General features: G+C 62.6%; 31 protein-coding genes. 27 read left to right on the top strand and 4 right to left on the bottom strand.

Annotated features, from left to right (window positions below):
* Nucleotides 1–9 precede the first annotated feature (9 nt).
* The 27 genes from rpsS to DY926_RS04705 all read left to right on the top strand — a co-directional run bounded on the left by rpsS (nt 10) and on the right by DY926_RS04705 (nt 14,872).
* Nucleotides 10–288, top strand: coding sequence for a 30S ribosomal protein S19 (gene rpsS, locus DY926_RS04575; protein ID WP_007399623.1), 279 nt, complete (start codon nt 10–12; stop codon nt 286–288).
* A gap of 2 nt (nt 289–290) precedes the next feature.
* A complete protein-coding gene (gene rplV, locus DY926_RS04580; RefSeq protein ID WP_025811622.1) occupies nt 291–692 on the top strand; it encodes a 50S ribosomal protein L22 in 402 nt (133 codons plus the stop codon).
* A 3-nt stretch (nt 693–695) separates the two neighbouring features.
* Nucleotides 696–1,373 (top strand): 30S ribosomal protein S3, encoded by a 678-nt coding sequence (rpsC, locus tag DY926_RS04585; RefSeq protein ID WP_007399625.1) that lies wholly within the window; start codon nt 696–698, stop codon nt 1,371–1,373.
* Between the two features lie 54 nt (nt 1,374–1,427).
* Nucleotides 1,428–1,844 (top strand): 50S ribosomal protein L16, encoded by a 417-nt coding sequence (gene rplP / locus DY926_RS04590; protein WP_007399626.1) that lies wholly within the window; start codon nt 1,428–1,430, stop codon nt 1,842–1,844.
* 1 nt (nt 1,845) lies between these two features.
* A complete protein-coding gene (gene rpmC, locus DY926_RS04595; RefSeq protein ID WP_025811620.1) occupies nt 1,846–2,082 on the top strand; it encodes a 50S ribosomal protein L29 in 237 nt (78 codons plus the stop codon).
* A gap of 13 nt (nt 2,083–2,095) precedes the next feature.
* A complete protein-coding gene (gene rpsQ, locus DY926_RS04600; RefSeq protein WP_116702295.1) occupies nt 2,096–2,377 on the top strand; it encodes a 30S ribosomal protein S17 in 282 nt (93 codons plus the stop codon).
* A gap of 15 nt (nt 2,378–2,392) precedes the next feature.
* Nucleotides 2,393–2,761 carry a 50S ribosomal protein L14 gene (gene rplN, locus DY926_RS04605; RefSeq protein WP_007399629.1) on the top strand — a complete coding sequence of 123 codons (369 nt, stop codon included), beginning with the start codon at nt 2,393–2,395 and terminating at the stop codon, nt 2,759–2,761.
* Nucleotides 2,761–3,081: a 50S ribosomal protein L24 gene (rplX, locus tag DY926_RS04610; RefSeq protein WP_116702296.1), complete on the top strand. Its 321-nt coding sequence runs from the start codon at nt 2,761–2,763 to the stop codon at nt 3,079–3,081. Before rplN ends, rplX begins: the two co-directional genes overlap by 1 nt.
* 10 nt (nt 3,082–3,091) lie before the next feature.
* Nucleotides 3,092–3,661, top strand: a complete 570-nt coding sequence (gene rplE / locus DY926_RS04615) for a 50S ribosomal protein L5 (protein ID WP_116702297.1) — start codon at nt 3,092–3,094, stop codon at nt 3,659–3,661.
* Between the two features lie 105 nt (nt 3,662–3,766).
* Nucleotides 3,767–4,072, top strand: coding sequence for a 30S ribosomal protein S14 (gene rpsN, locus DY926_RS04620; RefSeq protein ID WP_048856916.1), 306 nt, complete (start codon nt 3,767–3,769; stop codon nt 4,070–4,072).
* A gap of 12 nt (nt 4,073–4,084) precedes the next feature.
* Nucleotides 4,085–4,483, top strand: coding sequence for a 30S ribosomal protein S8 (gene rpsH, locus DY926_RS04625; RefSeq protein WP_010506719.1), 399 nt, complete (start codon nt 4,085–4,087; stop codon nt 4,481–4,483).
* Between the two features lie 10 nt (nt 4,484–4,493).
* Complete coding sequence (rplF, locus tag DY926_RS04630) at nt 4,494–5,027, top strand: 50S ribosomal protein L6 (protein WP_116702298.1); 534 nt, start codon at nt 4,494–4,496, stop codon at nt 5,025–5,027.
* On the top strand, nt 5,027–5,389 hold the full coding sequence (gene rplR / locus DY926_RS04635) for a 50S ribosomal protein L18 (protein ID WP_116702299.1): 363 nt from the start codon (nt 5,027–5,029) through the stop codon (nt 5,387–5,389). The genes rplF and rplR overlap by 1 nt, the downstream gene beginning before the upstream one ends.
* A 17-nt stretch (nt 5,390–5,406) precedes the next feature.
* Nucleotides 5,407–5,985: a 30S ribosomal protein S5 gene (rpsE, locus tag DY926_RS04640; protein WP_116702300.1), complete on the top strand. Its 579-nt coding sequence runs from the start codon at nt 5,407–5,409 to the stop codon at nt 5,983–5,985.
* Nucleotides 5,978–6,166, top strand: coding sequence for a 50S ribosomal protein L30 (gene rpmD, locus DY926_RS04645; RefSeq protein ID WP_025811603.1), 189 nt, complete (start codon nt 5,978–5,980; stop codon nt 6,164–6,166). The genes rpsE and rpmD overlap by 8 nt, the downstream gene beginning before the upstream one ends.
* Nucleotide 6,167: 1 nt before the next feature.
* The gene (gene rplO / locus DY926_RS04650) at nt 6,168–6,656 is read left to right on the top strand and encodes a 50S ribosomal protein L15 (RefSeq protein WP_116702301.1); all 489 of its coding nucleotides are present in this window, start codon (nt 6,168–6,170) and stop codon (nt 6,654–6,656) included.
* Between the two features lie 158 nt (nt 6,657–6,814).
* Nucleotides 6,815–8,164 carry a preprotein translocase subunit SecY gene (secY, locus tag DY926_RS04655; RefSeq protein ID WP_116702302.1) on the top strand — a complete coding sequence of 450 codons (1,350 nt, stop codon included), beginning with the start codon at nt 6,815–6,817 and terminating at the stop codon, nt 8,162–8,164.
* Nucleotides 8,161–8,820, top strand: a complete 660-nt coding sequence (locus DY926_RS04660) for an adenylate kinase (protein ID WP_116702303.1) — start codon at nt 8,161–8,163, stop codon at nt 8,818–8,820. The genes secY and DY926_RS04660 overlap by 4 nt, the downstream gene beginning before the upstream one ends.
* Before the next feature lie 230 nt (nt 8,821–9,050).
* Complete coding sequence (rpsM, locus tag DY926_RS04665) at nt 9,051–9,428, top strand: 30S ribosomal protein S13 (RefSeq protein ID WP_025811600.1); 378 nt, start codon at nt 9,051–9,053, stop codon at nt 9,426–9,428.
* Nucleotides 9,429–9,502: 74 nt separating this feature from the next.
* On the top strand, nt 9,503–9,895 hold the full coding sequence (gene rpsK, locus DY926_RS04670; protein ID WP_003621069.1) for a 30S ribosomal protein S11: 393 nt from the start codon (nt 9,503–9,505) through the stop codon (nt 9,893–9,895).
* A gap of 120 nt (nt 9,896–10,015) precedes the next feature.
* Nucleotides 10,016–11,035, top strand: coding sequence for a DNA-directed RNA polymerase subunit alpha (locus tag DY926_RS04675; protein ID WP_025811597.1), 1,020 nt, complete (start codon nt 10,016–10,018; stop codon nt 11,033–11,035).
* A gap of 32 nt (nt 11,036–11,067) precedes the next feature.
* A complete protein-coding gene (gene rplQ / locus DY926_RS04680; RefSeq protein WP_116702304.1) occupies nt 11,068–11,493 on the top strand; it encodes a 50S ribosomal protein L17 in 426 nt (141 codons plus the stop codon).
* A 169-nt stretch (nt 11,494–11,662) separates the two neighbouring features.
* Nucleotides 11,663–12,712, top strand: coding sequence for an ABC transporter substrate-binding protein (locus DY926_RS04685; RefSeq protein WP_116702305.1), 1,050 nt, complete (start codon nt 11,663–11,665; stop codon nt 12,710–12,712).
* 17 nt (nt 12,713–12,729) lie between these two features.
* On the top strand, nt 12,730–13,473 hold the full coding sequence (locus DY926_RS04690; protein ID WP_186336085.1) for an ABC transporter permease: 744 nt from the start codon (nt 12,730–12,732) through the stop codon (nt 13,471–13,473).
* On the top strand, nt 13,470–14,279 hold the full coding sequence (locus tag DY926_RS04695) for an ABC transporter ATP-binding protein (protein WP_116702307.1): 810 nt from the start codon (nt 13,470–13,472) through the stop codon (nt 14,277–14,279). Before DY926_RS04690 ends, DY926_RS04695 begins: the two co-directional genes overlap by 4 nt.
* Nucleotides 14,280–14,387: 108 nt before the next feature.
* Nucleotides 14,388–14,633 carry a hypothetical protein gene (locus tag DY926_RS04700; protein WP_116702308.1) on the top strand — a complete coding sequence of 82 codons (246 nt, stop codon included), beginning with the start codon at nt 14,388–14,390 and terminating at the stop codon, nt 14,631–14,633.
* A gap of 62 nt (nt 14,634–14,695) precedes the next feature.
* Nucleotides 14,696–14,872: a DUF1328 domain-containing protein gene (locus DY926_RS04705; protein WP_116702309.1), complete on the top strand. Its 177-nt coding sequence runs from the start codon at nt 14,696–14,698 to the stop codon at nt 14,870–14,872.
* 54 nt (nt 14,873–14,926) lie between these two features.
* On the opposite strand, the gene DY926_RS04710 is transcribed toward DY926_RS04705, so the two are convergent.
* From DY926_RS04710 to DY926_RS04725, 4 genes are all read right to left on the bottom strand, one after another.
* Nucleotides 14,927–16,495, bottom strand: a complete 1,569-nt coding sequence (locus DY926_RS04710; protein ID WP_116702310.1) for an efflux transporter outer membrane subunit — start codon at nt 16,493–16,495, stop codon at nt 14,927–14,929.
* Nucleotides 16,496–16,500: 5 nt separating this feature from the next.
* Complete coding sequence (locus DY926_RS04715; protein WP_116702311.1) at nt 16,501–19,797, bottom strand: efflux RND transporter permease subunit; 3,297 nt, start codon at nt 19,795–19,797, stop codon at nt 16,501–16,503.
* The gene (locus tag DY926_RS04720) at nt 19,794–22,973 is read right to left on the bottom strand and encodes an efflux RND transporter permease subunit (protein ID WP_116702312.1); all 3,180 of its coding nucleotides are present in this window, start codon (nt 22,971–22,973) and stop codon (nt 19,794–19,796) included. Before DY926_RS04720 ends, DY926_RS04715 begins: the two co-directional genes overlap by 4 nt.
* A 64-nt stretch (nt 22,974–23,037) precedes the next feature.
* Complete coding sequence (locus DY926_RS04725; RefSeq protein WP_241503064.1) at nt 23,038–24,201, bottom strand: MdtA/MuxA family multidrug efflux RND transporter periplasmic adaptor subunit; 1,164 nt, start codon at nt 24,199–24,201, stop codon at nt 23,038–23,040.
* Nucleotides 24,202–24,204 lie beyond the last annotated feature (3 nt).

Here is a 24,204-nt window from a genome sequence, read left to right on the forward strand (position 1 = left end):
GCATTTAAGATGGCACGTTCCGTCTGGAAGGGCCCGTTCGTGGACGGGTATCTGCTGAACAAAGCCGATGCATCGCGCGCATCGGGCCGTAACGAAGTGATCAAGATCTGGTCGCGTCGATCCACCATCCTGCCGCAGTTCGTCGGACTGACGTTCGGCGTCTATAACGGGCATAAATTCCTGCCCGTGCAGGTCTCCGAGAACATGGTGGGGCACAAGTTCGGTGAATTTTCGCCGACCCGTACCTTCACGGGTCATTCTTCGGACAAGAAAGCGAAGCGGGGCTGATCATGAGCAAGCCTAAGCATCCGCGCACGCTCGCGGAAACCGAAGCGCAGGCCATGACGCGGAACATCCGCATCAGCCCGCGCAAGCTGAACCTTGTTGCGGGTCTGATCCGCAACAAGCCGGCCGGGCAGGCGATTGCCACGCTCACGTTCTCCAAGCGTCGCATTGCCCAGCAGGTCAAGAAGACCCTGGAAAGCGCGATCGCCAACGCCGAGAACAACCATCAGCTGGACGTTGACCAGCTGGTTGTTGCCCGCGCAGAAGTGGGCAAGTCGATCGTGATGCGTCGTTTCCACGCACGTGGTCGTGGCCGTTCGGCCCGCATCGAGAAGTTTTTCAGCCACCTGACCATCGTTGTGGCTGAAAAGAAGTCCGAAGCTGAAACCGAAAAAAAGGCAGCCTGATCCATGGGACATAAAGTTAATCCGATCGGGCTGCGGCTCGGTATTAACCGGACATGGGACAGCCGCTGGTACGCCGATGCCGATTATGCGCGCCTGCTGCATGATGACCTGAAGCTGCGCGCCTACCTGCGCCGCAAGCTGTCTGGCGCGGGTGTCTCCCGCGTGGTCATCGAGCGTCCGGCCAAGAAGCCCCGCGTCACCATCTACGCGGCTCGTCCGGGTGTGGTGATCGGTAAGAAGGGGCAGGATATCGACGTGCTGCGCAAGGACCTGGCCCGCATGGCCAAGACCGATGTCGCGCTGAACATCGTCGAGATCCGCAAGCCGGAAATCGATGCGACCCTCGTGGCCGAAAACATCGCGCAGCAGCTTGAACGCCGCGTTGCCTTCCGTCGCGCCATGAAGCGCGCCGTGCAGTCCGCCATGCGCCTTGGGGCGCAGGGTATCCGGATCAACTGCTCGGGCCGTCTGGGTGGCGCGGAAATCGCGCGTATCGAGTGGTATCGCGAAGGCCGGGTGCCGCTGCACACGCTGCGTGCGGATATCGATTATGGTGTGGCGACCGCCAAGACGACCTATGGCACCTGTGGTGTGAAGGTCTGGATCTTCAAGGGTGAGATTCTTGCCCACGATCCGCTGGCGCAGGACCGTCGCGCCGCCGAACAGGCCCCGCAGCGCTAATTTGCGGGGTCAAATGGACCTAGATGCGCCAGGCGGCGCGTGAGGATTTAGAAAATGCTTTCTCCCAAGCGGACAAAGTACCGCAAGGCCCACAAAGGGCGCATTCACGGGTTGGCCAAGGGCGGCACAACCCTGAATTTCGGGGCTTTTGGCCTGAAGGCTCTCCAGCCTGAACGGATCACGGCCCGCCAGATCGAAGCTGCCCGTCGTGCCATTACCCGCGCCATGAAACGTGCCGGTCGTGTCTGGATTCGGATTTTCCCTGATCTTCCGGTCTCGACAAAGCCCGCAGAAGTGCGTATGGGGTCCGGCAAGGGGTCGCCTGAATATTGGGTGGCTCGTGTGAAGCCGGGTCGAATTCTGTTCGAGATCGAAGGTGTGCCGCCGGAAGTCGCGCGTGAAGCGCTGGCTCTGGGCGCGGCGAAGCTGCCGATCAAGACAAAGTTCGTGACCCGTATCGGAGAGGCGTGAGATGGCAAAGGCAACAAAGCCGGCCGATCTGCGTGCCAAGACTGTTGAAGAACTGGATACGCTTCTCGTCGATCTGAAGCGCGAGCAGTTCAATCTTCGGTTTCAGCATGCGACCGGCCAGACCGAGGGGCAGTCCCGCATGCGTGAGGTCCGCCGTGACATCGCGCGTGTGAAGACGATTGCGACCGAGGTTGTGAAGAAGAGTTCCGCTGGCCAGGCGCCGGCAGTAAAGTCCTGAAGGGAGACGGGCGATGCCAAGGCGCGTCCTGACCGGAAGGGTAACCAGCGACAAGATGGACAAGACCGTAACGGTTCTTGTCGATCGTCGCGTTATCCATCCGTTGTATAAGAAGTTCATCCGCCGCTCGAAGAAGTATGCGGCGCATGACGGCTTGAATGAATGCAAGGTGGGGGACATGGTGCGCATTGAAGAATGCAAGCCAATTTCCCGCCGCAAGACCTGGACTGTCGTTGTCCGGAACGGTCAGCCGCTCGCGGCCGCCGCCGGTGCCACGTCCGGTACGCAGGCGTAAAGAAGGGCATAGACCATGATCCATCCCGAGACCAACCTTGACGTGGCCGACAATTCCGGTGCCCGTCAGGTGCAGTGCATCAAGGTGCTGGGCGGTTCCAAGCGGAAGACTGCCTCGGTCGGCGACGTGATTGTCGTGTCCGTCAAAGAGGCCATTCCCCGCGGGAAGGTAAAGAAGGGCGACGTTCACCAGGCGGTGATCGTGCGCACTTCCTATCCCGTGCGTCGTGCCGATGGCAGCGCCATCCGGTTTGACCGCAATGCGGCCGTGCTGATCAACAAGCAGCAGGAGCCCATTGGCACGCGTATCTTTGGCCCGGTCGTGCGCGAACTGCGTGCGCGCAAGTTCATGAAGATCATCTCGCTGGCACCGGAGGTGCTGTAATGGCTGCTCGTATCAAGAAGGGTGACCAGGTTCTGGTCACCACTGGTGGTTCCAAGGGAATCCGTGGCGAGGTTGTTACAGTCCTGCCGGCGGCCAACAAGGCTGTCGTCCGTGGCGTGGCAATCGCCAAGCGGCATACCCGTCCGTCCCGCATGGGTGAGCAGGGGGGCATTATCCAGAAGGAAATGCCTGTGCACCTGTCCAACCTGAAGCTGATTGACCCCAAGAGCGGTGACCCGACCAAGGTTGGTTTCCGTATTCTGGAAGATGGTCGCAAGGTTCGCGTCGCCAAGGCGACTGGCGAAGTTATCGAAGGCTGAGGAGGCGGGTATGTCTGAAGTGAAAGAGGCCCGCCCTGCGCCGCGTATGCAGCAGCGTTACATCAACGAGCTGCGCGCGAAGCTGCGCGAGGAATTCGGGTACAAGAACGAGATGCAGATTCCGCGTCTCGAGAAGATCGTCCTGAACATGGGCGTTGGCGAAGCCGCCGGCGACCAGAAGAAGCTTGACGCCGCCGTTCGGGAAATGACCCTGATCGCCGGTCAGAAGCCGGTCAAGACGGTTGCCAAGAAGGCGATCGCGGGCTTCAAGATCCGTGAAGGTCTGCCGATCGGCTGCAAGGTGACGCTGCGTCGCCAGCAGATGTTCGAATTCCTGGACCGTTTTGTCACGATCGCCCTGCCGCGCGTGCGTGATTTCCGTGGACTGCCGGCGAACAAGGGTTTCGATGGCCGTGGCAACTTCGCCATGGGCCTGAAGGAACAGATCGTCTTTCCGGAAATCGAATACGACAAGGTAGACGAGATCCGGGGCATGGACATCATCTTCGTGACCACCGCGAAGACGGATGCGGAAGCAAAGGCTCTGCTCAAGGCGTTTGATCTGCCCTTCGCTGCATAAAATGTAGCGAAAGGGCTTCCGTCTGAAGTCCAGAAGACCTAATAGACACGTTGTTTGGAAAACCGTTGGGAATGGCCCGACAGGTTCCGGAGGGTAAAACAAGGTATGGCCAAAATTTCCGCCGTTAACCGGAATGCCAAGCGCGAGCGCATGGCAAACCGGGACCGGGCTAAGCGGACAGCATTGAAGAACATCATCATGGACCGGTCTCTGCCGGTTGAGGATCGTTTCGATGCTTCGCTTAAGCTTGCTGAACTTCCTCGCAATGGTTCGCGCGTTCGCGTGCGCCTGCGCTGCAAGTTGACGGGGCGTCCGCGCGCCAATTACAGAAAGTTCGAACTCTGCCGTATCGCCCTGCGCGACCTGGCCTCCAATGGTCAGATCCCGGGTATGGTCAAATCGAGCTGGTAAGGGCAGGGAACGATGTCACTTTCTGATCCGTTGGGTGATCTGCTCACCCGGATCCGCAATGCGCAGCGTGCACGGCATGCCGCATGCGTCGCGCCGGCTTCCAAGCTGCGCGCCAGTGTCCTGGAGGCCCTGCGCCGCGAAGGATATATCCGTGGTTTCTCCCGTGAGGAACTGCGCAAGGGCGTGGCCCAGCTGCGTATCGAGCTGAAGTATCTCGATGGCGAGCCGGTCATCAAAGAAATCCACCGTGTGTCCAAGCCCGGGCGCCGTGTCTATTCCAAGATCAAGGAACTGCCGCGTGTCTATGCCGGGCTGGGTGTGTCGATCCTGTCGACCCCCCGCGGTGTCCTGTCCGATGCGGAGGCCCGCGCTGCCAATGTTGGCGGTGAAGTCCTCTGCCGTGTGTTCTGAGGAGGGATAAATGTCGCGAGTGGGCAAATATCCCGTCGAGGTTCCGTCGGGTGTGCAGGTTTCCATTGCTGATGGCGTGCTGACGGCAAAGGGCAAGCTGGGCGAACTCAAGCTGCCGCTGTCCCGTCATGTTGCGGTTGACGTCGCGGATGGCAAGGTTGCGGTCAAGCCGACCGATACGGCGGCCCAGGCCCGGATGATGTGGGGGACGACCCGTTCCCTGATCGCGGGAATGGTCAAGGGCGTGTCCGAAGGTTTTTCCAAGACGCTGGAAATTACCGGAACGGGTTACCGCGCTGCGGTGCAGGGCAAGAACCTGGTCATGAACCTCGGTTATTCGCATGACATCGTCTATGCGATTCCCGACGGGATCAAGATCACGACGCCGCGTCCGACCGCTGTAACCGTCGAGGGTATCGACAAGCAGCGTGTTGGTCAGGTTGCGCTTGACATCCGTAGTTTCCGCAAGCCCGAGCCCTACAAGGGCAAGGGTGTCCGTTATGAAACGGAAACCATCCGTCGCAAGGAAGGCAAGAAGAAATAATGAGCACGCAGAAGGATCTGCGGGAACGGCGGCGTCAGCGCCTCCGTTTCCAGCTTCGCCGCAAGAGCGGTGGCCGTCCGCGTCTGTCGGTGTTCCGTTCGGGCAAGAACATCTACGCCCAGGTGATCGACGACGCCGCCGGCCGTACACTGGCCGCGGCATCGTCGCTGGACAAGGATCTGCGTTCCACCCTGTCGGGTGGCACGGACGTCAAGGCGGCGGGTGCGGTTGGCAAGCTTCTGGCGGAACGCGCGGTGGCTGCCGGTGTGTCGAAGGTCGTTTTCGACCGCGGCGCTTATCTCTATCATGGGCGTATCAAGGCCCTGGCGGAGGCTGCCCGTGAGGGCGGTCTCTCGTTCTGACGAAAGGGTCACGCATAATGGCACGTGAACCGAGAGAAGGCGGCCGGGGTGGTCGCGATCGCGACCGCGAGGGCGACGATCTGGTCGACAAGCTGGTCACGATCAATCGTGTTGCGAAGGTTGTAAAGGGCGGTCGCCGCTTTGCATTCGCTGCACTGGTTGTGGTTGGTGACCAGAAGGGGCGCGTCGGGTTCGGTGCGGGCAAGGCCCGTGAAGTTCCCGAGGCGATCCGCAAGGCAACCGATCGCGCCAAGCGCGCGATGATCCGCGTTCCGATGAAGGAAGGCCGTACGCTGCATCATGATGTGGCCGGTCATTTCGGTGCGGGCAAGGTGGTGCTGCGGTCTGCTGATGCAGGCACGGGCATCATTGCCGGTGGTCCGATGCGCGCAGTGTTCGAAAGCCTCGGGATCAATGACGTGGTGGCCAAGTCCCTTGGCACCCGTAACCCGCACAACATGGTCAAGGCGACATTCGCCGCGCTGGAGCGTTGCGCCAGCCCGCGTTCAGTCGCCAACCGCCGTGGCAAGAAGGTTTCGGACATTCTGGGACGTCGCGAAGCGGCGGTAGCGACGGAGGCCACGGCTGATGTCTGATACCAAGGCTACCGTTCGCGTCACCCAGGTGCATTCCGGGAACGGACGCAAGCCGGGCCAGCAGGCAACGCTGGTTGGTCTGGGCCTGAACAAGATCGGTCGGACCCGCGAACTGGAGGATACCCCTTCGGTTCGTGGCATGATCCGCAAGGTGTCCCACCTGATCAAGGTGGAGGATTGAGATGAACCTGAACGAACTCCGTGACAACGAAGGCGCACGTTATCGCAAGAAGCGCCTTGGTCGTGGTATCGGCTCCGGCAAGGGCAAGACATCCGGTAAGGGTGTGAAGGGCCAGAAGGCGCGCTCCGGTGTGTCGCTCAACGGTTTTGAAGGCGGTCAGCTGCCGATCTACCGTCGCCTGCCCAAGCGTGGATTCAAGAACATCTTCCGCAAGGAATATGCTGTCGTGAATCTGGGCGCGCTGGACAAGGCGATTGCCGCAGGCAAGGTCGACGCCAAGGCCGTGGTGACCGAGGAAGTCCTGACCACGGCCGGTCTGGTCGGGTCCGGGCGTTTCGCCGGTATCCGCCTGCTGGCTGATGGCGAGCTGAACCACGCCGTGACGATCGAAGTGGCTGGAGCTTCGGCCGGTGCCATTGCAGCAGTCGAGAAGGCTGGCGGCAAGGTGCAGGTCAAGGCGCAGAAGCAGCAGGCTCCTGCCGCAGAATGACCGTTTCCGGGGACAGACCTGTTCTGTACCCGAGGCATAATAAAAGCGATGCTGCTTGCACTCGGCGGGCGCATCGCTTTATTACTTTTTGCGGTTTTTTTTATCATGACAGCGTCCCGTTTCCAGCGGTGGCGCTGTTCTTGTGAAAGGATGGGCGCATGGCCTCCGCGGCCGAACAGTTGGCTGCCAATCTGAATTTCAGCTCCTTTGCCAATGCGACGGAACTGAAGAAGCGCATCTGGTTCACGCTGGGTGCGCTGATCGTGTATCGGATCGGCACCTATATTCCCGTTCCTGGCGTCGATGCGACGGTCATGGGGCAGCTTCTGGCCCGGCACCAGGGCGGCATACTTGGCATGTTCGACATGTTCACGGGTGGTGCGCTGGGGCGCATGACCGTGTTCGCGTTGAATATCATGCCCTACATCAGCGCCTCGATCATCGTGCAGCTGATGTCGGCGGCGATTCCCTCGCTTGAGGCGCTGAAGAAGGAAGGTGAGGGCGGTCGGCGCAAGCTGAATGAATATACGCGCTACCTGACCGTGATCATCGCGCTGTTCCAGGCCTATGGTATCGCGATCGGCCTTGAGAACATGCATACGGAGGCCGGTTCGGCTGTCGTATCCCCCGGGCTGTTTTTCATCGTTTCGTGTGTGCTGACCCTTGTGGGCGGGACCATGTTCCTGATGTGGCTGGGTGAGCAGATCACGTCGCGCGGGGTGGGTAACGGCATCTCGCTGATCATCTTCGCCGGTATCGTGGCCAACCTGCCCAATGCAATGGCAAGTCTTTTCCAGCTTGGCTACACGGGGGCGCTTTCGCCGATTTTCGTGCTGGTCTTCCTTGTGCTGGCGGCGGTGACCATCGCGTTTATCGTGTTCATGGAACTGGCGCAGCGGCGTGTGGTCATCCAGTACCCCAAGCGCCAGGTCGGCCAGCGCATGTTCGGTGGCGATTCGACCCATATGCCGCTGAAGGTGAACACGGCGGGCTCGATTCCACCGATCTTCGCCTCTTCCGTTCTGCTGATTCCGGTCACGATTTCAGGTTTCGTGAACAACAGTTCAATGCCGGGATGGCTGTCCTTCCTGGGGCAGGAACTGGGGCAGGGGCAGCCGCTTTACATGCTGTTCTATGCGGGCATGATCGTGTTCTTCTCCTATTTCTACGCGGCGGTGACCTTCAACCCGCAGGAAACGGCGGAAAACCTGCGCAAGCAGGGCGGGTTCGTGCCTGGCATCCGTCCGGGGGCGAATACGGCCACGTTCTTTGACCGGATCCTGACGCGCATCACCACCATCGGCGCGCTGTATCTTGTTGCGGTCTGTCTGTTGCCGCAGGTGCTGATCAGCCATTACAACGTGCCTTTCTATTTTGGTGGCACCAGCCTGATCATTATCGTGACCGTAACGATCGATACGGTGACACAGGTGCAGTCTCACCTCGTCGCGCACCAGTATCAGGGACTCATGCGCAGGGGACGGGGCAGAAAGGGTAGAATGCGTTGAATATTATTTTTCTCGGACCGCCGGGTGCCGGAAAGGGCACCCAGTCCAAGCGGTTGGAAGAACGGTATGGAATCGCCCAGATTTCCACGGGCGACATGCTCCGGGCCGAAGTGGCGGCGGGAAGCCCGCTGGGGCAGAAGGTCAAGAGCATCATGGCGGCAGGCGGGCTGGTGCCCGATGACCTGATCATCGCCATGATCGAGAGCCGCATCCAGCAGCCGGACTGTGCGAAGGGCTTCATCCTGGATGGCTTCCCGCGCACGCGGGCGCAGGCAGAGGCACTGGACACCATGCTGGCGCGCAGCGGGCGGCATATCGACGCGGTGCTGCTGCTGGACGTGGATGAAAACGCCCTCGCTGACCGGATTGCGGGGCGCTATACCTGTGCCAAGTGTGGCGCCGGGTATAACGACCTGTTCAAGCGGCCCAAGGTGGCGGGCACCTGCGATGTATGCGGGGGCCACGAGTTCATCCGCCGTGAGGATGACCGGCGCGATACCGTAGCCGCGCGGCTGCGTAACTATCGCGAACAGACAGCACCGATCCTGCCCTATTACGAGGAGCAGAAGCGTCTGTACCGTGTTGATGGCATGGCGGATATTGATGCGGTAACCCGGGAAGTCTTTGGTGTTATCGACCGTATCACGAAAAAGTGATACAAAATAATTGACTCACATGGGGGCAGCAGTATATTGCGCGCCCTCAAGGTATGAGCGTCGCATGAGTCGGTCACGATGACACGGCTGGTGCGGCCTGAATGAATGATGATGGGGTTGGCCGGTTTCACACCGGCAGGTTCACGGCGCTCCTGCCAGAAGGGCAGGTGGTGTGACGCAGCCCTGCCTGAATGTTAGTGCCCCGAAAGGGCGGACGAGGAGTAAGTGGCGTGGCGCGTATTGCCGGCGTGAACATCCCAACCAACAAGCGGGTTACCATTGGCCTGCGTTATATCTATGGTATCGGGGCTACCAAGGCCCAGGCGATCTGCGATCAGCTGGCGATCCCGGCCGAGCGCCGCGTGAACGAGCTGTCGGACGACGAGATCGGCAAGATCCGTGAGCTGATCGACAGCGAGTATCGCGTTGAAGGTGATCTGCGCCGCGAAGTGGCGATGAACATCAAGCGTCTGATGGACCTGGGTTGCTACCGTGGTCTGCGCCACCGGCGCGGGCTGCCTGTCCATGGTCAGCGGACACATACCAACGCCCGTACCCGCAAGGGTAAGGCCGTGGCTATTGCGGGCAAGAAGAAGGCTACCCGCTAATCAGCGGATTGCCCGGTATGCATGGGGCGGTATGCGCTCCATGCACCGTTTGAACTGACAGGATCGAGAAAACTATGGCGAAAGCTGCGGCTCCGCGTATTCGGAAGAAAGAGCGGAAAAACATCATTTCCGGGGTGGCGCATGTGCTGTCCACCTTCAACAACACCATGATCACCATCTCGGATGCGCAGGGCAATGCGATTGCCTGGTCGTCCGCTGGTGCCCAGGGCTTCAAGGGTTCGCGCAAGTCCACGCCGTACGCGGCGCAGGTTGCGGCGGAAGACGCGGGCCGCAAGGCGCGTGAGCATGGCATGGAGACGCTGGAAATCGAGGTTTCCGGTCCGGGTTCGGGGCGTGAGAGCGCACTGCGCGCCCTGCAGGCGGTCGGTTTCTCGATCACGGCCATCCGTGACATGACGCCGGTCCCGCACAACGGCTGCCGCCCGCGCAAGCGCCGTCGCGTCTGATCCGCAATCTGTAAGTCGTATTCCCCCGCATGCGGGGGAAGATTGTCATTCCGGTATCTTTATATGGGTACCATCTGTCGCTCCCCGTGGGCGGCAGATCAGTCTTGAAAGGCCATTACCTTGGTCCTCCAGAAAAACTGGCAATCCCTGATCAAGCCGGAAAAGCTGGAAGTCGAACCGGGGGCGGAACCTTCACGCGTCGCCACCGTCGTGGCGGAACCGCTGGAACGCGGTTTTGGCATGACGCTGGGCAATGCGATCCGTCGGGTTCTGCTGTCGTCCCTGCAGGGGGCTGCGGTTACGGCAATCCAGATTGACGGCGTGCTGCATGAATTCTCGTCGGTGGCGGGCGTTCGTGAAGACGTGACCGATATCGTCCTGAACATCAAGCAGCTTGCCCTGCGCATGCATGGCGAAGGCCCCAAGCGCATGGTGCTGACGGCCACCGGGCCGGGTGAAGTGCGTGCCGGACAGATCCAGACCGGGCATGACATTGAAGTCATGAACCCCGATCTCGTGATCTGCACCCTTGATGAAGGGGTGAAGTTCGGCATGGAATTCACCGTGAACATGGGCAAGGGCTATGTTCCGGCAGCGGCGAACCGCCCGGAAGATGCGCCGATTGGCCTGATCCCGGTTGACGCCATCTATTCGCCCGTCCGCCGCGTGTCCTACAAGGTCGAGCAGACCCGCGTGGGTCAGGTGACGGATTATGACCGCCTGCTGCTGACGGTCGAGACGAATGGCGCCGTAACGCCTGAAGATGCCGTGGCGCTTGCCGCGCGTATCCTGCAGGATCAGCTCCAGCTCTTCATCAACTTTGATGAGCCGCGCACGGTCCGCACGGAAGAGCCGCAGGATGACCTGCCGTTCAACCGGAACCTGCTGCGCAAGGTCGATGAGCTTGAACTGTCGGTCCGTAGTGCGAACTGCCTGAAGAACGACAACATTGTCTATATCGGTGATCTGGTTCAGAAGACCGAGCAGGAGATGCTGCGCACCCCGAACTTCGGCCGCAAGTCGCTGAACGAGATCAAGGAAGTCCTGACTGCCATGGGACTTTCACTGGGTATGAATGTCCCGGCCTGGCCGCCGGAAAATATCGAAGATCTGGCAAAGAGGCTCGACGAGCCGTTCTGATCCTCTGAACCGGAAAAACAGGAAATTACATCATGCGTCACGGTGTTGCCGGCCGTAAGCTCGGCGTTACCTCGTCCCATCGACAGGCCATGTTTCGCAACATGGCTGTCGCCCTGATCAAGCACGAACAGATCACCACCACCCTGCCCAAGGCGAAGGAACTTCGCCCGGTTGTGGAAAAGCTGATCACGCTGGGCAAGCGTGGTGATCTGCATGCCCGCCGCCAGGCTTTCGCCCAGCTGCGTGACGACAAGATCGTGTCCAAGCTGTTCGCCGCCGTTGCGGATCGGTACAAGACTCGCTCGGGTGGTTACACCCGCGTGCTGCGTGCCGGCATGCGCCATGGTGACGCGGCCGACATGGCCGTGATCGAACTGGTGGACCGCGATGTCTCCGCCAAGGGTCAGGATAGCGGCCCGCGTCCGGAAACGGCGCAGGAAGCTGATCTGGCTGCCTGAGGGACATTGTAAGTCCCGGAAAAAGCCCGGCTTCGGCCGGGTTTTTTTGTGTCAATTTTTAATCTAACATTTTTCAATCGTTATATAGATATTCAATCAGCATCGTGTATATTTAAACAAGCGCATCAATACGCAGGGTGTACCCTGCATTTCCAACAGGGCATTATTCATGACAGGACCAAATTTCAGGCGTGCGTTCCGGCGCGGCTTTTATGCTCTTGCCGCCATGATTGGACTGGGCGGGGCACTGCAGGCGCAGGCCGCAACCGTGCGCGTGGGTTATATTCCGGTCATCGGTTCGGCACCGCTTTTTGTCATGCAGGGCAAGAACTGGGCGCATGATGCGGGTATTGACCTGCAGCTTGTGCGCTTCCAGTCCGGGCCGCAGGCGGTGCAGGCGCTGGTTGCGGGGCAGATTGACGCCTATGTGGCCGGTGTCTTGCCGCTTTTGCAGGCACGCGCGCATGGGGTGGATGTAAAGGTCGTGGCCACTGCCGCGATCGAGGAACTGGAAGTTGTCTCGCGCGGTGCACTGGCTTCCGGCCTGCCGGAGCAGCCCAAGCCACTGACACCGGACGCCCTGCGCCAGCGTTTTGCCGATTTTACCTCCGTGACCGACCGCATGCCCAAGATTGCCAGCCAGCCGCAGGGTTCGGTGCCCGATACCCTGCTGCGCTACTGGCTGAAGGAGCGCAACAAGCTGGAACCCGCACAGGTGGCCAATATTATTGGCATTGATATCGACGCGGCCCAGCAGGCGTTTCTGGCCGGGGCTGTGGATGGCGCCATTCTGCGCGAACCGGCGCTGACCATTATCCGCCACCGTATTCCCGGCATGCGGGTGCTGGCGACCGGCCATGACCTCATGCCCGGCCAGCCCGGATCGGTGCTGGCGATCGTGAATGAAAATGCGCCGGACCGGGCGGCGTGGAAATCCGCGTTCCTGGCCAGCTTCGTCAAGGCGACACACCTGCTGGCCACGGACCCCGAGCAGGTGGAACCGTACGTGCAGCAGGCGCTGGGCGGTGGCATGCTGCCCAAGGAAATCGTGATCGAGGCGCTGAAGGCATCGGCTTCGGGATATGTATCCGACCCCGCCGCCATTGAGACGGCAGTTGGCCAGTTGCAGGATTTCGAGGTGCAGACCGGTGTGCTGCACAAGGCGGAACCCGTGGCGGCCTTGTTTGATCTGGACAGTTACAGGCAGATCCAGCAGTGAAACTGAACCGCTCCGCCATGCTGCGTCCCATGCTGGGCGGACTTGGCCTGATACTTCTGTTCGGGGGGTGGGAGGCGGCGATCCGCTTCGGGCTGGTGCCGTTCGGGCTGCTGCCCGCACCGTCCTCGCTGGGGCCGGCGTGGCTTGATGAACTGCATAACGGGGCATGGCTGCAGGCCATCAGGGACAGCCTGACGCATTACCTGACCGGGCTGGTGATCGGTTCGGTGACCGGGGCAGTGATGGGCCTGCTCTGTGGCGCGGTGCCGGTTCTGGATGCGCTACTGTCCGGGGTGGTGCGGGTGCTGCGCCCGATCCCGGGGCTGGCGTGGGTGCCGTTTGCCATATTGTGGTTCGGGCTGAATACCGCGGGGGCCACGTTTGTCATCGCGATCTCGGTTTTCTGGATTAATTTCTATGCGGCCTATGGCGCCGTGCATGCCATCGACCCCGACCTGTACGAGGTTGCGGCCTCCTTCGGTCATGGCGGGTTCTGGGCGCGGATGCGCACGGTCGTCATTCCCGGTTCCGCCCCCGGCCTGCTGGCCGGGCTGCGCACGGGGCTGGGGCAGGCGTGGATGTCGGTCGTGGCGGCGGAACTGTTTGGCGTGCCCGGCATTGGCGCACGGATGATGCAGGCCTCCAGCCTGCTGGCGACCGATCTGGTGGTGGTCTATATGCTGACCATGGCCCTGCTGTATGCCCTGACCGACATGCTGTTCATGATGGTGCGCAGGCGGCTGATGGGCTGGCAGGGATGAACGCGATCATGACGGATCATGCGGCAGATGTGGTCGTGCGGCTGGACGGTATTGGCCTGTCGCATGACAGGGGGCGCAGCTTTATCCTGCGGCATGTCGATCTGGAAATAAGGCGGGGCGAATTCGTGGCCCTGCTTGGCCCGTCGGGCGTGGGCAAGTCCACGCTGCTGCGTGTCATCATGGGGCTTGTCCCCCCGAGCGAGGGGCAGGTGATCCTGCAATCCCCCGCGACCACCGCGCACCGGCCAACCGCCATGGTGTTTCAGGACGCCAAGCTCATGCCGTGGCGCAGCGTGGTGCGTAACGTGGAACTGGGGCTTGAGGGGCTGGGGCTGGACGCGGCCCGGCGGCGCGCGCGCGCCATGGCGGCGCTGGAGCTTGTCGGCCTGGCGGACATGGCGGACAGGTGGCCACGCCAGCTTTCGGGCGGGCAGCGCCAGCGCGTGGGTGTGGCCCGCGCCCTGACGGTGGAACCTGACCTGCTGCTGATGGATGAGCCCTTTGGCGCGCTGGATGCGATTACGCGCAATGCATTGCAGCTTGAACTGCTGCGCATTCACGAGCGCACGCATGCGACGGTGCTGTTTGTCACCCATGACCTTGAGGAAGCGCTGACGCTGGCTGACCGGATCATCGTCCTTGAGGGCCATCCGGCAGGGGTGCGGGGGGATTTTCTGGTTGGCCCCCGCCCGCGCGATCATGCTGCACCCCCCATGCGGGCCATGGCGGAACGGATGAAGCTGCTCATTGCGGGGGAAGAGGACCCCGGCGTGGTCGCGGCCTATTGGCAGGCATCGGAGATATGATAAGTCTGCTCTGGCGCCTGACCCGCCATGCGGGCCTGAAGGCACGGGAGTAGATAGGGGAAGGCTGGCTGTCTATCTTCCCCGCTGGCAAGCAAGGGAATACAGAGCATGACGAATCCCCCCAATCTTGAAGCGCACCTTGAATCCGGCATCGGCCGCCTTCAGGATGGTCTGGACGGCTTTGCGGGTGAACCCGGCGGCCGTATGCGCGGCGCTGGCGGCATGGCCCAGCAGGGCCTGGGCGAGATTTGCGATACCGTGCGCGATTTCACCGCCGACCGCCCGCTATGTGCGCTGCTCGGGGCCTCGTTCCTGGGCTTTATCGTAACGCTTATCACCCGCCGCCGCCGCTAAAGGCAACGTAACCGGTCCTGTTGCGTTGGTAATGTCATGAGTAATTTGCGGGGAAGTATGCCATGCTGAAACTGGCGCTGTTTTTTCTGATCGTTTCGCTGGTGGCCGGCCTGTTCGGTTTCACTGGTATTTCCGCCGCATCGGCCGGGATGGCAAAGATACTGTTCTTCATCGCCATTGTGGCGTTTGTCGTCGTGGCCCTGATTATCCTGTTTTCGGCCAAATCGCTTTTCAATTAGCGCCGCGCCATACCGGAACCCCCTGTGGTCACGCCACAGGGGGTTTTTTTATGCCTACTGGTTGGTGTCCTTCTGGATGAAGGAAGGCAGCAGGGGATTGTCCTTCTGGAGCGAGTTTTTCGATGGCAGGCGTGAAGCATCCCATCCGCCCCCCAGCGCCTGCACCAGGCTGACACTGTCCACCATGCGCTGCTGCTGGATGCCCAGCAGGGTTTCGGCATCGCTCAGGGCCGAATTTTCGTTGGTGATGACGGTTGTATAGATTTCGGTGCCCGCCATGTACTGGTTGAGCGAAACCTCGACCGTGCGGTTCGCGAAATCCAGCGCCTTCTGCTGCTGTGCCGACTGCTCGGCCAAGATGCGCAGGTTGGAAAGCTGGTCTTCCGTGTTCTGCAATGCCGTCAGCACCGTCTGGCGGTAGGCCGCGACGGCGCTGTCGTACTGGGCGTTGGCTTCATGCACGGCGGCGGTGCGCGAGCCGCCTTCAAACAGGATTTCGGTGGCGGATGCGCCCAGCGACCAGACACGGTTCATCGCCTGCATGAGCGAGGTCACCGGGTCGCCCCCGCTTTGTGAATAGCTGGCGTTGATGGTGATGTCCGGATAGAACGCCGCCATGTCCGCGCCGATCATGGCGTTGTATTGCTCCATCGTGCGTTCCGCCGCCGCAATATCCGGGCGGCGTTGCAGCAGGTCGGCCGGAATCGTGACCGGAATGGGCGGAATGGTGCGTGACAGTTCCGCCGGTGCGATCGAGACATTGGCGGGGGGCTTGCCAACCAGCACGGCAATCGCATGCTCGTACTGCGCGCGGTTGATGCCTGCCTGCACCAGTGATGCCCGGTTCTGCTCCAGCGTGGTGCGGGCCTGCAGCACGGCGGTCGGGTCCGCCGTTCCCGCATCAAACTGGTTCTGGGTTATTTCCAGCGCCTGTTCGTTGAAGTGGACGTAACGCCGCAGCAGGTCGGTCAGGCTGTCCTGATAGCGCATGTTGAAATAGGCCGTGGCCAGCTGCGCCTGATAGGACAGGGTGGCGTTGGCCAGATCCGCTGCACTGGCCTGGGCTGCCGTGACCTGCTCCTGTATCTGCCTGCGGATGCGGCCCCACACGTCAATATCCCAGCTTGCGCTCGGGCCGATGTCATAGGTGTTGTAGGTGGTGCCCGCCCGGGCATAGTTGCTGCCCGAAGACGATAGCGATCCCGTCCCGTGCCCGTTGCGGTTGAAGCCCATGCTGCCGCTTATGGTGGGGAAAAGCTGGGCGCGCACGCTGTCGATCATGGCGCGGGCGTTGCGGTAATTGGCTTCGTACTGCTTGACGTTCTGGTTGGAAATCGCGACCTGCGCCTCCAGCCCGTTGAGCACGGGATCGTTGTAGATGGTCCACCAGTCCTGCTTGGGCAGGGCGGCCATCTGCGGGTTCGCCTTTTCCCAGCCGGGTTCGGGGCGCAGTTCCTTGAAGCGGGGGGAAACGATCGCGGCAGGACGGTGGTATTTCGGGCCGACCATGCACCCCGCCAGCACCACGAGCGGCAGGGCCGCCAGGGCAAGGCGGCCTGATCTGTGCCGGGCGCGTGGCGGGTTGGTGCGGGCATGGCTGGGGGATGGCGTGGAGAGGGTCATCCGGTTCAGGAATCCTGCTGGGGGGAGAGACGATGGCGCCGGGACAGCCGCCCGTACAGCCGGTTGAAACGCGTGCGGCAGACAATCGCAAGACGGTCGAGGTACAGATACACGACAGGCGTTGTATAAAGCGTCAGCGCCTGACTGACGAGCAGCCCCCCCACGATGGCGATGCCCAGCGGGCGGCGCAGTTCCGAGCCGTAGCCATGGCCGAAAATGAGCGGCATCGCCCCAAGGGCTGCGGCAAACGTGGTCATCATGATCGGGCGGAAGCGCAGCAGGCAGGCCGCACGGATGGCGTCGAGCGGCGTATGCCCCTCGTCACGTTCGGCGGTCAGGGCGAAATCCACCAGCATGATGGCGTTTTTCTTGACGATGCCGATCAGCAGGATCACCCCGATCATGGCGATGAGCGAGAATTCCTCGCCAAAGACCTGTAGCGCCAGCAGCGCGCCAACCCCGGCCGAGGGCAGGGTGGACAGGATGGTCAGCGGATGGACATAGCTTTCGTACAGGATGCCCAGCGTCATGTACACCGCCGCCAGCGCCGCCAGGATCAGCAGCGGTTCATTATTGACCGATTTCTGGAACTGGGCGGCATTGCCCGCGAAGCTGCCCTGGATGTTGGCGGGCATGTGCAGGCGCACCGCCTCCTCGTTGATGATCTGCACCGCCTGGCTGAGGGAGACGCCATTGGCCAGGTTGAACGAAATGGTGGTGGCGACGGACTGGCCTGCATGGTTGACGCTGAGCGCCGTCAGCACGGGCTTGAGCACCGAGACCAGCGTAAGCGGCACCATCTGTTCCGAATTGGTGGAAACGGCGGAGCCGGTGGAGGTGCTGTTGCCGCCCGCCAGTGTGTTGGCGACCTGGTTACGGAATGACTGCGCGCTGAGCTGGGACGCGACGGTGCCCGTATCGGTCCGCACGCGGATGGTGTTGGACTGCGTGCCACCCCCGGCCGAGCCGCCCGCCACGCTGACCCAGACCTGCTTGAGCGTGTTCGGGTCCTGCCAGAAACGCGGCTCGACCTCCATCACCACGCGGTACTGGTTGAGCGGGTTGTAGATGACCGAGGCCGCGCGCTGGCCATAGGCATCGAACAGGGTGTTGGAAATGAGCTGCGGCGTGATGTTGAGGCGGCTGGAGGTATCACGGTCCACCATCACGTCCAGCGCCGATCCGCCCTGCAGCACATCCGATGAAATGTCCGAAAGCTCGCGGTGTTTCTGCAGCGCCGTGACGAGCTGCGGGGTCCATTTGTACAGGTCCTGCGATGAATCGGACTGGAGCGAATACTGGTAGGCCGCGTTGCTCTGCCGCCCCCCGATGCGCAACTGCCCCGGTGCTGAGGCATAGAACTGCGCGCCCACCATCTTGCGCAGCCGGTGCGAGATGCGCGCGATGGTCAGTGCTGGCGGGTCGTCACGCAGCGACTTGTCCTTGAGCACGACAAACAGGTTGGCCTGGTTGGACGTGCCGCGCCCGCCCATGAACCCCATCACGCGCGAGACATCCCGATCCGCCATGATGGCCTGCTGCACGGTCGCGATCTTGCCCTGCATGGCCTGGAAGGAGATGGACTGGTCCCCCTGCAGGTGCCCCATCAGCATGCCGGTATCTGATTCGGGGAACAGACCCTTGGGCATCTTGATGAACAGCCCCACCATGATGGCGATGGTCAGCGGCAGCGACAGGATGGTCAGCCGCCGGTGCGTGATCGCCCATTCAAGGGAGCGCGCGTAACCCTGCTGGGCGGAAAGCAGCGCGTGTTCCAGCGCATGCCCGACCCAGCCCATTACCCCCTTTGGCGGGGCAGGCTCGTGGCGGCGCAGCAGGTGCGCGGTCATCATCGGCGTCAGTGAGAGCGACAGCACCATGGAGATGACGATGGTGATTGACATCGTCATGGCGAATTCATGGAACAGCCGCCCCGCCACACCGCTGAGCAGCAGGATGGGCAGGAACACCGCGATCAGCGATACGGTAATGGACATGACCGTGAACGCGACTTCCTGCGCGCCCAGCAGCGTGGCCTGAAGGCGGTCCATCCCGGCCTCCATGTGGCGGCTGATGTTCTCGACCACCACGATGGCGTCATCCACCACGAAGCCCGTGGAAATGGTCAGCGCCATGAGCGAGAGGTTATCGAGCGAATACCCCATGAGCTTCATGACGCCAAAGGTGGTGATGATGGAGGTCGGCACCACGATGGCCGGGATGATGGTGATGCGTGGCGAACGCAGGAACACCAGCACCACCAGCACCACCAGGGCGACGGACAGCACGAGCGTGAATTGCGTATCGGCCAGTGCGGCGCGGATGGTCGTGGAACGGTCCATGAGGTCGCCAAGGTCAACATCCGCCGGCAGGGCCGCGCGCAGCGTGGGCAGCTTGGCGCGGATCTGGTCGTTGGTGCTGATGATGTTGGCCCCCGCCTGCGCGAAAATGATGGCCAGCACGGCGGGCCTGCCATCAACGTAACCGGCGTTGCGTACGTCCTCCACGCTGTCGCGCACATAGGCCACGTCGGCCAGCCGCACGGGGCGGCTGTCGTGATAGGCCACGATCAGGTCACGATAGGCCTGCGCGTTATGCACCTGGTCATTGGTGGCGAGCACGAACCGGCTGTCGCCCTGGTCGATGAAGCCCTTGGGCGTATGCGCGTTGGCCGAGGCAAGGGCGGCGCGGATATCCTCAAAGCCGATGCCGAATTTGTACAGCGCCAGCGGGTTCATTTCCACCCGCACCGCAGGCAGCGAACTGCCGCCGATTTCAACCTGTCCCACCCCCTGTATCTGCGAGAGATGCTGCTGGAGCACGTTTGACGCCAGGTCATAGAGCTGCGGGGCCGTGCGGGTCCGTGATGTCAGCGCGAGGATCATGACCGGCGCGCCGTTGGGGTTGGCCTTGAAGTAGCTGGGGTTCTGCCGCAGCGATGTGGGCAGGTCGGCATGTGCTGCCTGAAGGGCGGCCTCCACGTCACGGGCAGCACCGTTGATGTCCCGGTCGAGCGAAAACTGCAGCGTGATCCGCGCCTGGTTGGCGGAGGACTGGGATGTCATTTCCGTCAGCCCCGCGATGGCGCCCAGATGGCGCTCCAGCGGGGCGGCGACCGAGCTTGCAATTTCCTCGGGCGAGCCACCGGCCTGCCGCGCCTGCACCTGTATGACCGGAAAGTCCACATTGGGCAGGTCGGCCACCGGCAGCGTGACAAACCCGATCACGCCCCCCAGCAGCAGCGCCACGGTCAGCAGGATCGTGGCGACCGGCCTGCGTACGAACAGGGCGAGGGGATTCATGCGGAGGCCTGCGGGCCGGGCAGGCCGTCTTCGGGGCGGTCATGGTCCGTGCCGCCAAACCTTGCGCGCAGTTTCTGGCTGATCCCGTCCATCAGCAGGTAGATGACCGGCGTGGTGAACAGTGTCAGCAACTGGCTGACCAGCAGTCCCCCCACGATGGCGATGCCCAGCGGGCGGCGCAGTTCCGACCCGGTGCCCGTGCCAAGCACCATGGGCACCGCCGCCAGCATCGCGGCCAGCGTGGTCATGAGGATGGGGCGGAAACGCAGCAGGGCGGCATGGCGGATGGAAGCTATGGGCGACATCCCTTCCACCCGCTCGGCCTCCAGCGCGAAGTCGATCATCATGATGGCGTTTTTCTTGACAATGCCGATCAGCAGCACCAGCCCGATGATGCCCATGACATCCAGCCCCGCCCCGGTCACCCACAGCGCCAGCAACGCGCCAATCCCGGCGGAGGGCAGGGTGGACAGGATGGTGATGGGGTGGACGAAACTCTCATACAGGATGCCCAGCACGATATAGACCGCAACCAGCGCCGCCAGCACCAGCCATGCCTCGTTGGACAGTGAGCTGCGGAAGGCCGCCGCCGTGCCCTGGAACGCGGTCTGGAAACTGCCGGGCAGGTGGATGTCCGCCGCCGCCTGTTCGATCTCGTTGGTCGCATCGCCCAGCGCGTAGCCCGGCCTGACGTTGAACGAGACCGTGGTGGCGGGGAACTGCCCCACATGCGTAATCAGCAGCGGCGCGGTGCCGCGCGTGACGGTGGTGACGGCAGCCATCGGCACCAGCCCCGATGTGGGCGAGCGCGTCGGGCCGGAGGTGCTTTCCCCCGCATTGCCGCTGATGCCGGGCAGGTAGATCTGGTTGAGCGAGCCCATGTCGCGCTGGAAGGCGGGATCGGCCTCCAGAATCACGCGGTACTGGTTGGACTGCGTGAAGATGGTCGAGATCTGGCGCTGGCCGAAGCTGTCATACAGCACGTTGTCGATGGTCTGCGGCGTGATGGAATAGCGTGCGCCCGTCGTGCGGTCGAGATCGAGATGCGCCACAAGCCCCGCCGCCTGCAGGTCGGACGTGACATCCGACAGCGCCGGTTCCTGCTGCAGGCGCGCGATGAATTTCGGCACCCACGTAATGAACTGGTTGTAGTCCGGGTTTTCCAGCAGGAACTGGTACTGGGTGGCCGCGACCGATGTATCGAGCGAGAGATCCTGCACCGGCTGCACATACAGTTCCGCTCCGGCAATATCGGCCGTTTCCGCGCGCAGGCGGTCCGCGACCTGCCGCGCCGTGGCGGTGCGCGTGCCCAGCGGTTTGAGGTTGATGAGGAAGCGCCCCTGGTTGAGGGTGACGTTCTGCCCGTCCACCCCCACGAAGGAGGACAGGCTGCTCACATCCGGGTCCTGCAGGATACGGTCGGCCAGTTCCTGCTGGTGGCGCTTCATGGCGGTAAAGGATGTGGACTGCGCCGCAACCGAGATGCCCTGGATCACCCCCGTATCCTGCACGGGGAAGAACCCCTTGGGAATGACCACGGCCACCACGCCGGTCAGAACCAGTGTGGTGGCGAAGACCGCCAGTGTCAGCCGCTGGTGGCGCAGCACCACGTCCAGCGCGCGGCCGTACGCCGCGATGGTGGCCTGGGTCCACCGCTCCACCGCGCGCGACCATGCGGGCTCGGACTGGCCATCGCTGCGTTCATGCAGCAGGCGGGCGCACATCATGGGCACCAGCGTAAGCGACACCACGGCGGACAGGATGATCGTGACCGCCAGCGTCATGGCGAATTCATGGAACAGGCGCCCCACCACATCGCCCATGAACAGCAGCGGGATCAGCACCGCGATGAGCGAGACGGTAAGCGAGATGATGGTGAACCCGATCTCGCCCGCGCCCTTGAGCGCGGCCTCCATGCGGCTGTCACCCATCTCGATGTAGCGGGCGATGTTCTCGATCATGACGATGGCGTCATCCACCACGAAGCCGGTGGCGATGGTCAGTGACATGAGGGAAAGGTTGTCGAGCGAGAAGTCCAGCAGGTACATGACCGCCAGCGTACCCACCAGCGAAAGCGGCACCGACAGGCTGGGGATGAGTGTTGCCGGCACATTGCGCAGGAACACGAAAATCACCCCCACCACGAGTACCAGGGCCAGGCCGAGTTCAAACTCCACATCCTCGACCGAGGCGCGGATGGTCGTGGTCCGGTCCGTCAGCGGCGTGATGGTGATGCCCGGCGGCAGCGCCTGCTGCAGGCGGGGCAGGGCGTATTTGATGTTGTCCACCACCGCGATGACATTGGCGCCGGGCTGGCGCTGCACGTTCATGACCAGCGCGGGCGTGCGGTTGGCCCATGCGGCCAGTTCGGTATTCTCCGGCCCCTCCACCACGCTCGCGACATCGCGGATGCGCACCGGCCCGTTGCTCTGGTAGGCGATGACCTGGTTGAGCAGCTGTTCCGGCCCGGTGATCTGCCCGTCAATGCGCAGCGTGGTCGCACGCTTCGGCCCGTCGAACGTGCCGGTGGGGGAATTGACGTTCACGTTGCCGATTGTCGTGCGCAGCGTGTCGAGGTCGATGCCGAAGGATGTCAGCTTGGGAATGTTGACCCGCACCCGCAGCGCCTTGCGGTTGCCGCCCGACAGCGTAACCAGACCCACGCCCGAGATCTGGCTGATCTTTTCGGCCAGGCGCGTGTCAACGTAGTCCTCCACCTCCGTCAGCGGCATAGTGGCTGACGAAATGCCCAGCGTCATGACCGGGGTATCGGCGGGGTTGACCTTGGCATAGACCGGCGGGGCGGGCAGGTCGGTCGGCAGCAGGGAATTGGCCTGGTTAATCGCCGCCTGCACTTCCTGCTCGGCAATGTCCATGGTCATGTCCAGCCCGAAGCGCAGGGTGATGACCGATGCCCCGCCCGAGGAGCGCGAGGTCATCTGCTCCAGCCCCGACATTTCACCAAGCTGGGTTTCCAGCGGTGCGGTGACGGAGGTGGCCATCACGTCCGGGCTGGCGCCGGGGTAGAAGGTCTGCACCGTTATGGTGGGGTATTCCACCTGCGGCAGCGCGGAGACCGGCAGGAAGTGGTAGCCCAGCAGCCCCGCCAGCAGGATGGCCAGCATGAGCAGGGTGGTGGCGACCGGGCGGTGAATGAACAGGCGGGACGGGTTCAAGCGGCAATCTCCGGCGGCGGGCGGGGCGTGTTGTCAGGCTGGGGGGCGGGCGTGATGCGCACGTCTAGCCCTTGTGCCCCTGTGTGGCGGCGGCGCCGTCGCCCACCTGCGGAATACTGACCTTCACCCCGTCGCGCAGGTGGTCCACGCCGTCGGTCACGACACGTTCACCTTCCTTCACGCCATCGTTCAGCACGGTCATTGTGTCATTGGCGTGGCCGACCTTGACGTTACGCACCTCCACCGTGTTGTCCGCCTTCACGACATAGACGAACTGGCCATTCGGCCCGGTCTGGAGCGCATTGGTGGGCACCAGCAGGGCATTGTGGTCGGTGCTGACCAGCAGCCGCGCATTGACGAACTGGTTGGGGAAAAGTTCTTCCTGCGTGTTGGGAAAGATGGCGCGCATGCGCACCGTGCCGGTGGCGGTGTCGATCTGGCTGTCCAGCACGCTGACCTGGCCCGTGGCGATGCGGGTCAGGTTGGCGCTGTCCCATGCCTCCACCGGCAGGGGCGTGCCTTCATGCAGGCGCTGGGCCACGGGGCCAATGTCGTTTTCGGGCAGGGTGAAGATGACCGAGATCGGCTGCATCTGCGTCAGGATCACCAGACCGTTGGTCTGGCCCGCCGTGATGTAGTTGCCCATGTCCACCTGACGGATGCCCACGCGGCCATCCACCGGGGCGAGGATGTGGCAGTAGGTGATCTGGAGCTTCTCGTTATCCACCAGCGCCTGGTCGGCCTTGACCGTGCCTTCGAGCTGCTCGACCTTGTACTGCTGGTCCTTCGCCGTCATGGCGGCCACGCTGTTCTGGCGGATCAGGCGCTGGTAGCGGGCGTTATCCACGCGGGCGGCGGCAAGCTGGGCCTGGTCCTGCTCAAGCTGGCCCTGGTACTGCGCCAGCAGCACCTCATAGGGGCGGGTGTCGATCAGCGCCAGCAGGTCGCCCTTGTGCACGTGCTGTCCCTCGGTGAACAGCACCTGCATGAGATAGCCGTCAATGCGCGACTGCACCGTCACGTTGGTGATGGGAACGACCGTGCCCAGCTCCGTCAGGATCACGGGCATGTCGCCCCGGCCCACGGTTGCAACGGCTACGGGCTGGTCGCCGGTGCGGGCGTGCTTGCTGGTGTGGCTATGGGGGCGGAGGAAGGCAACCGCGAGGACAACCGCCAGCACGCCACCCACGATATAGGCCGCGCGCCGCCTGTGGGGCGCGCGGCCTATATC

The organism is Komagataeibacter melaceti (assembly GCF_003403295.1).
In the GTDB taxonomy this organism is placed as follows: domain Bacteria; phylum Pseudomonadota; class Alphaproteobacteria; order Acetobacterales; family Acetobacteraceae; genus Komagataeibacter; species Komagataeibacter melaceti.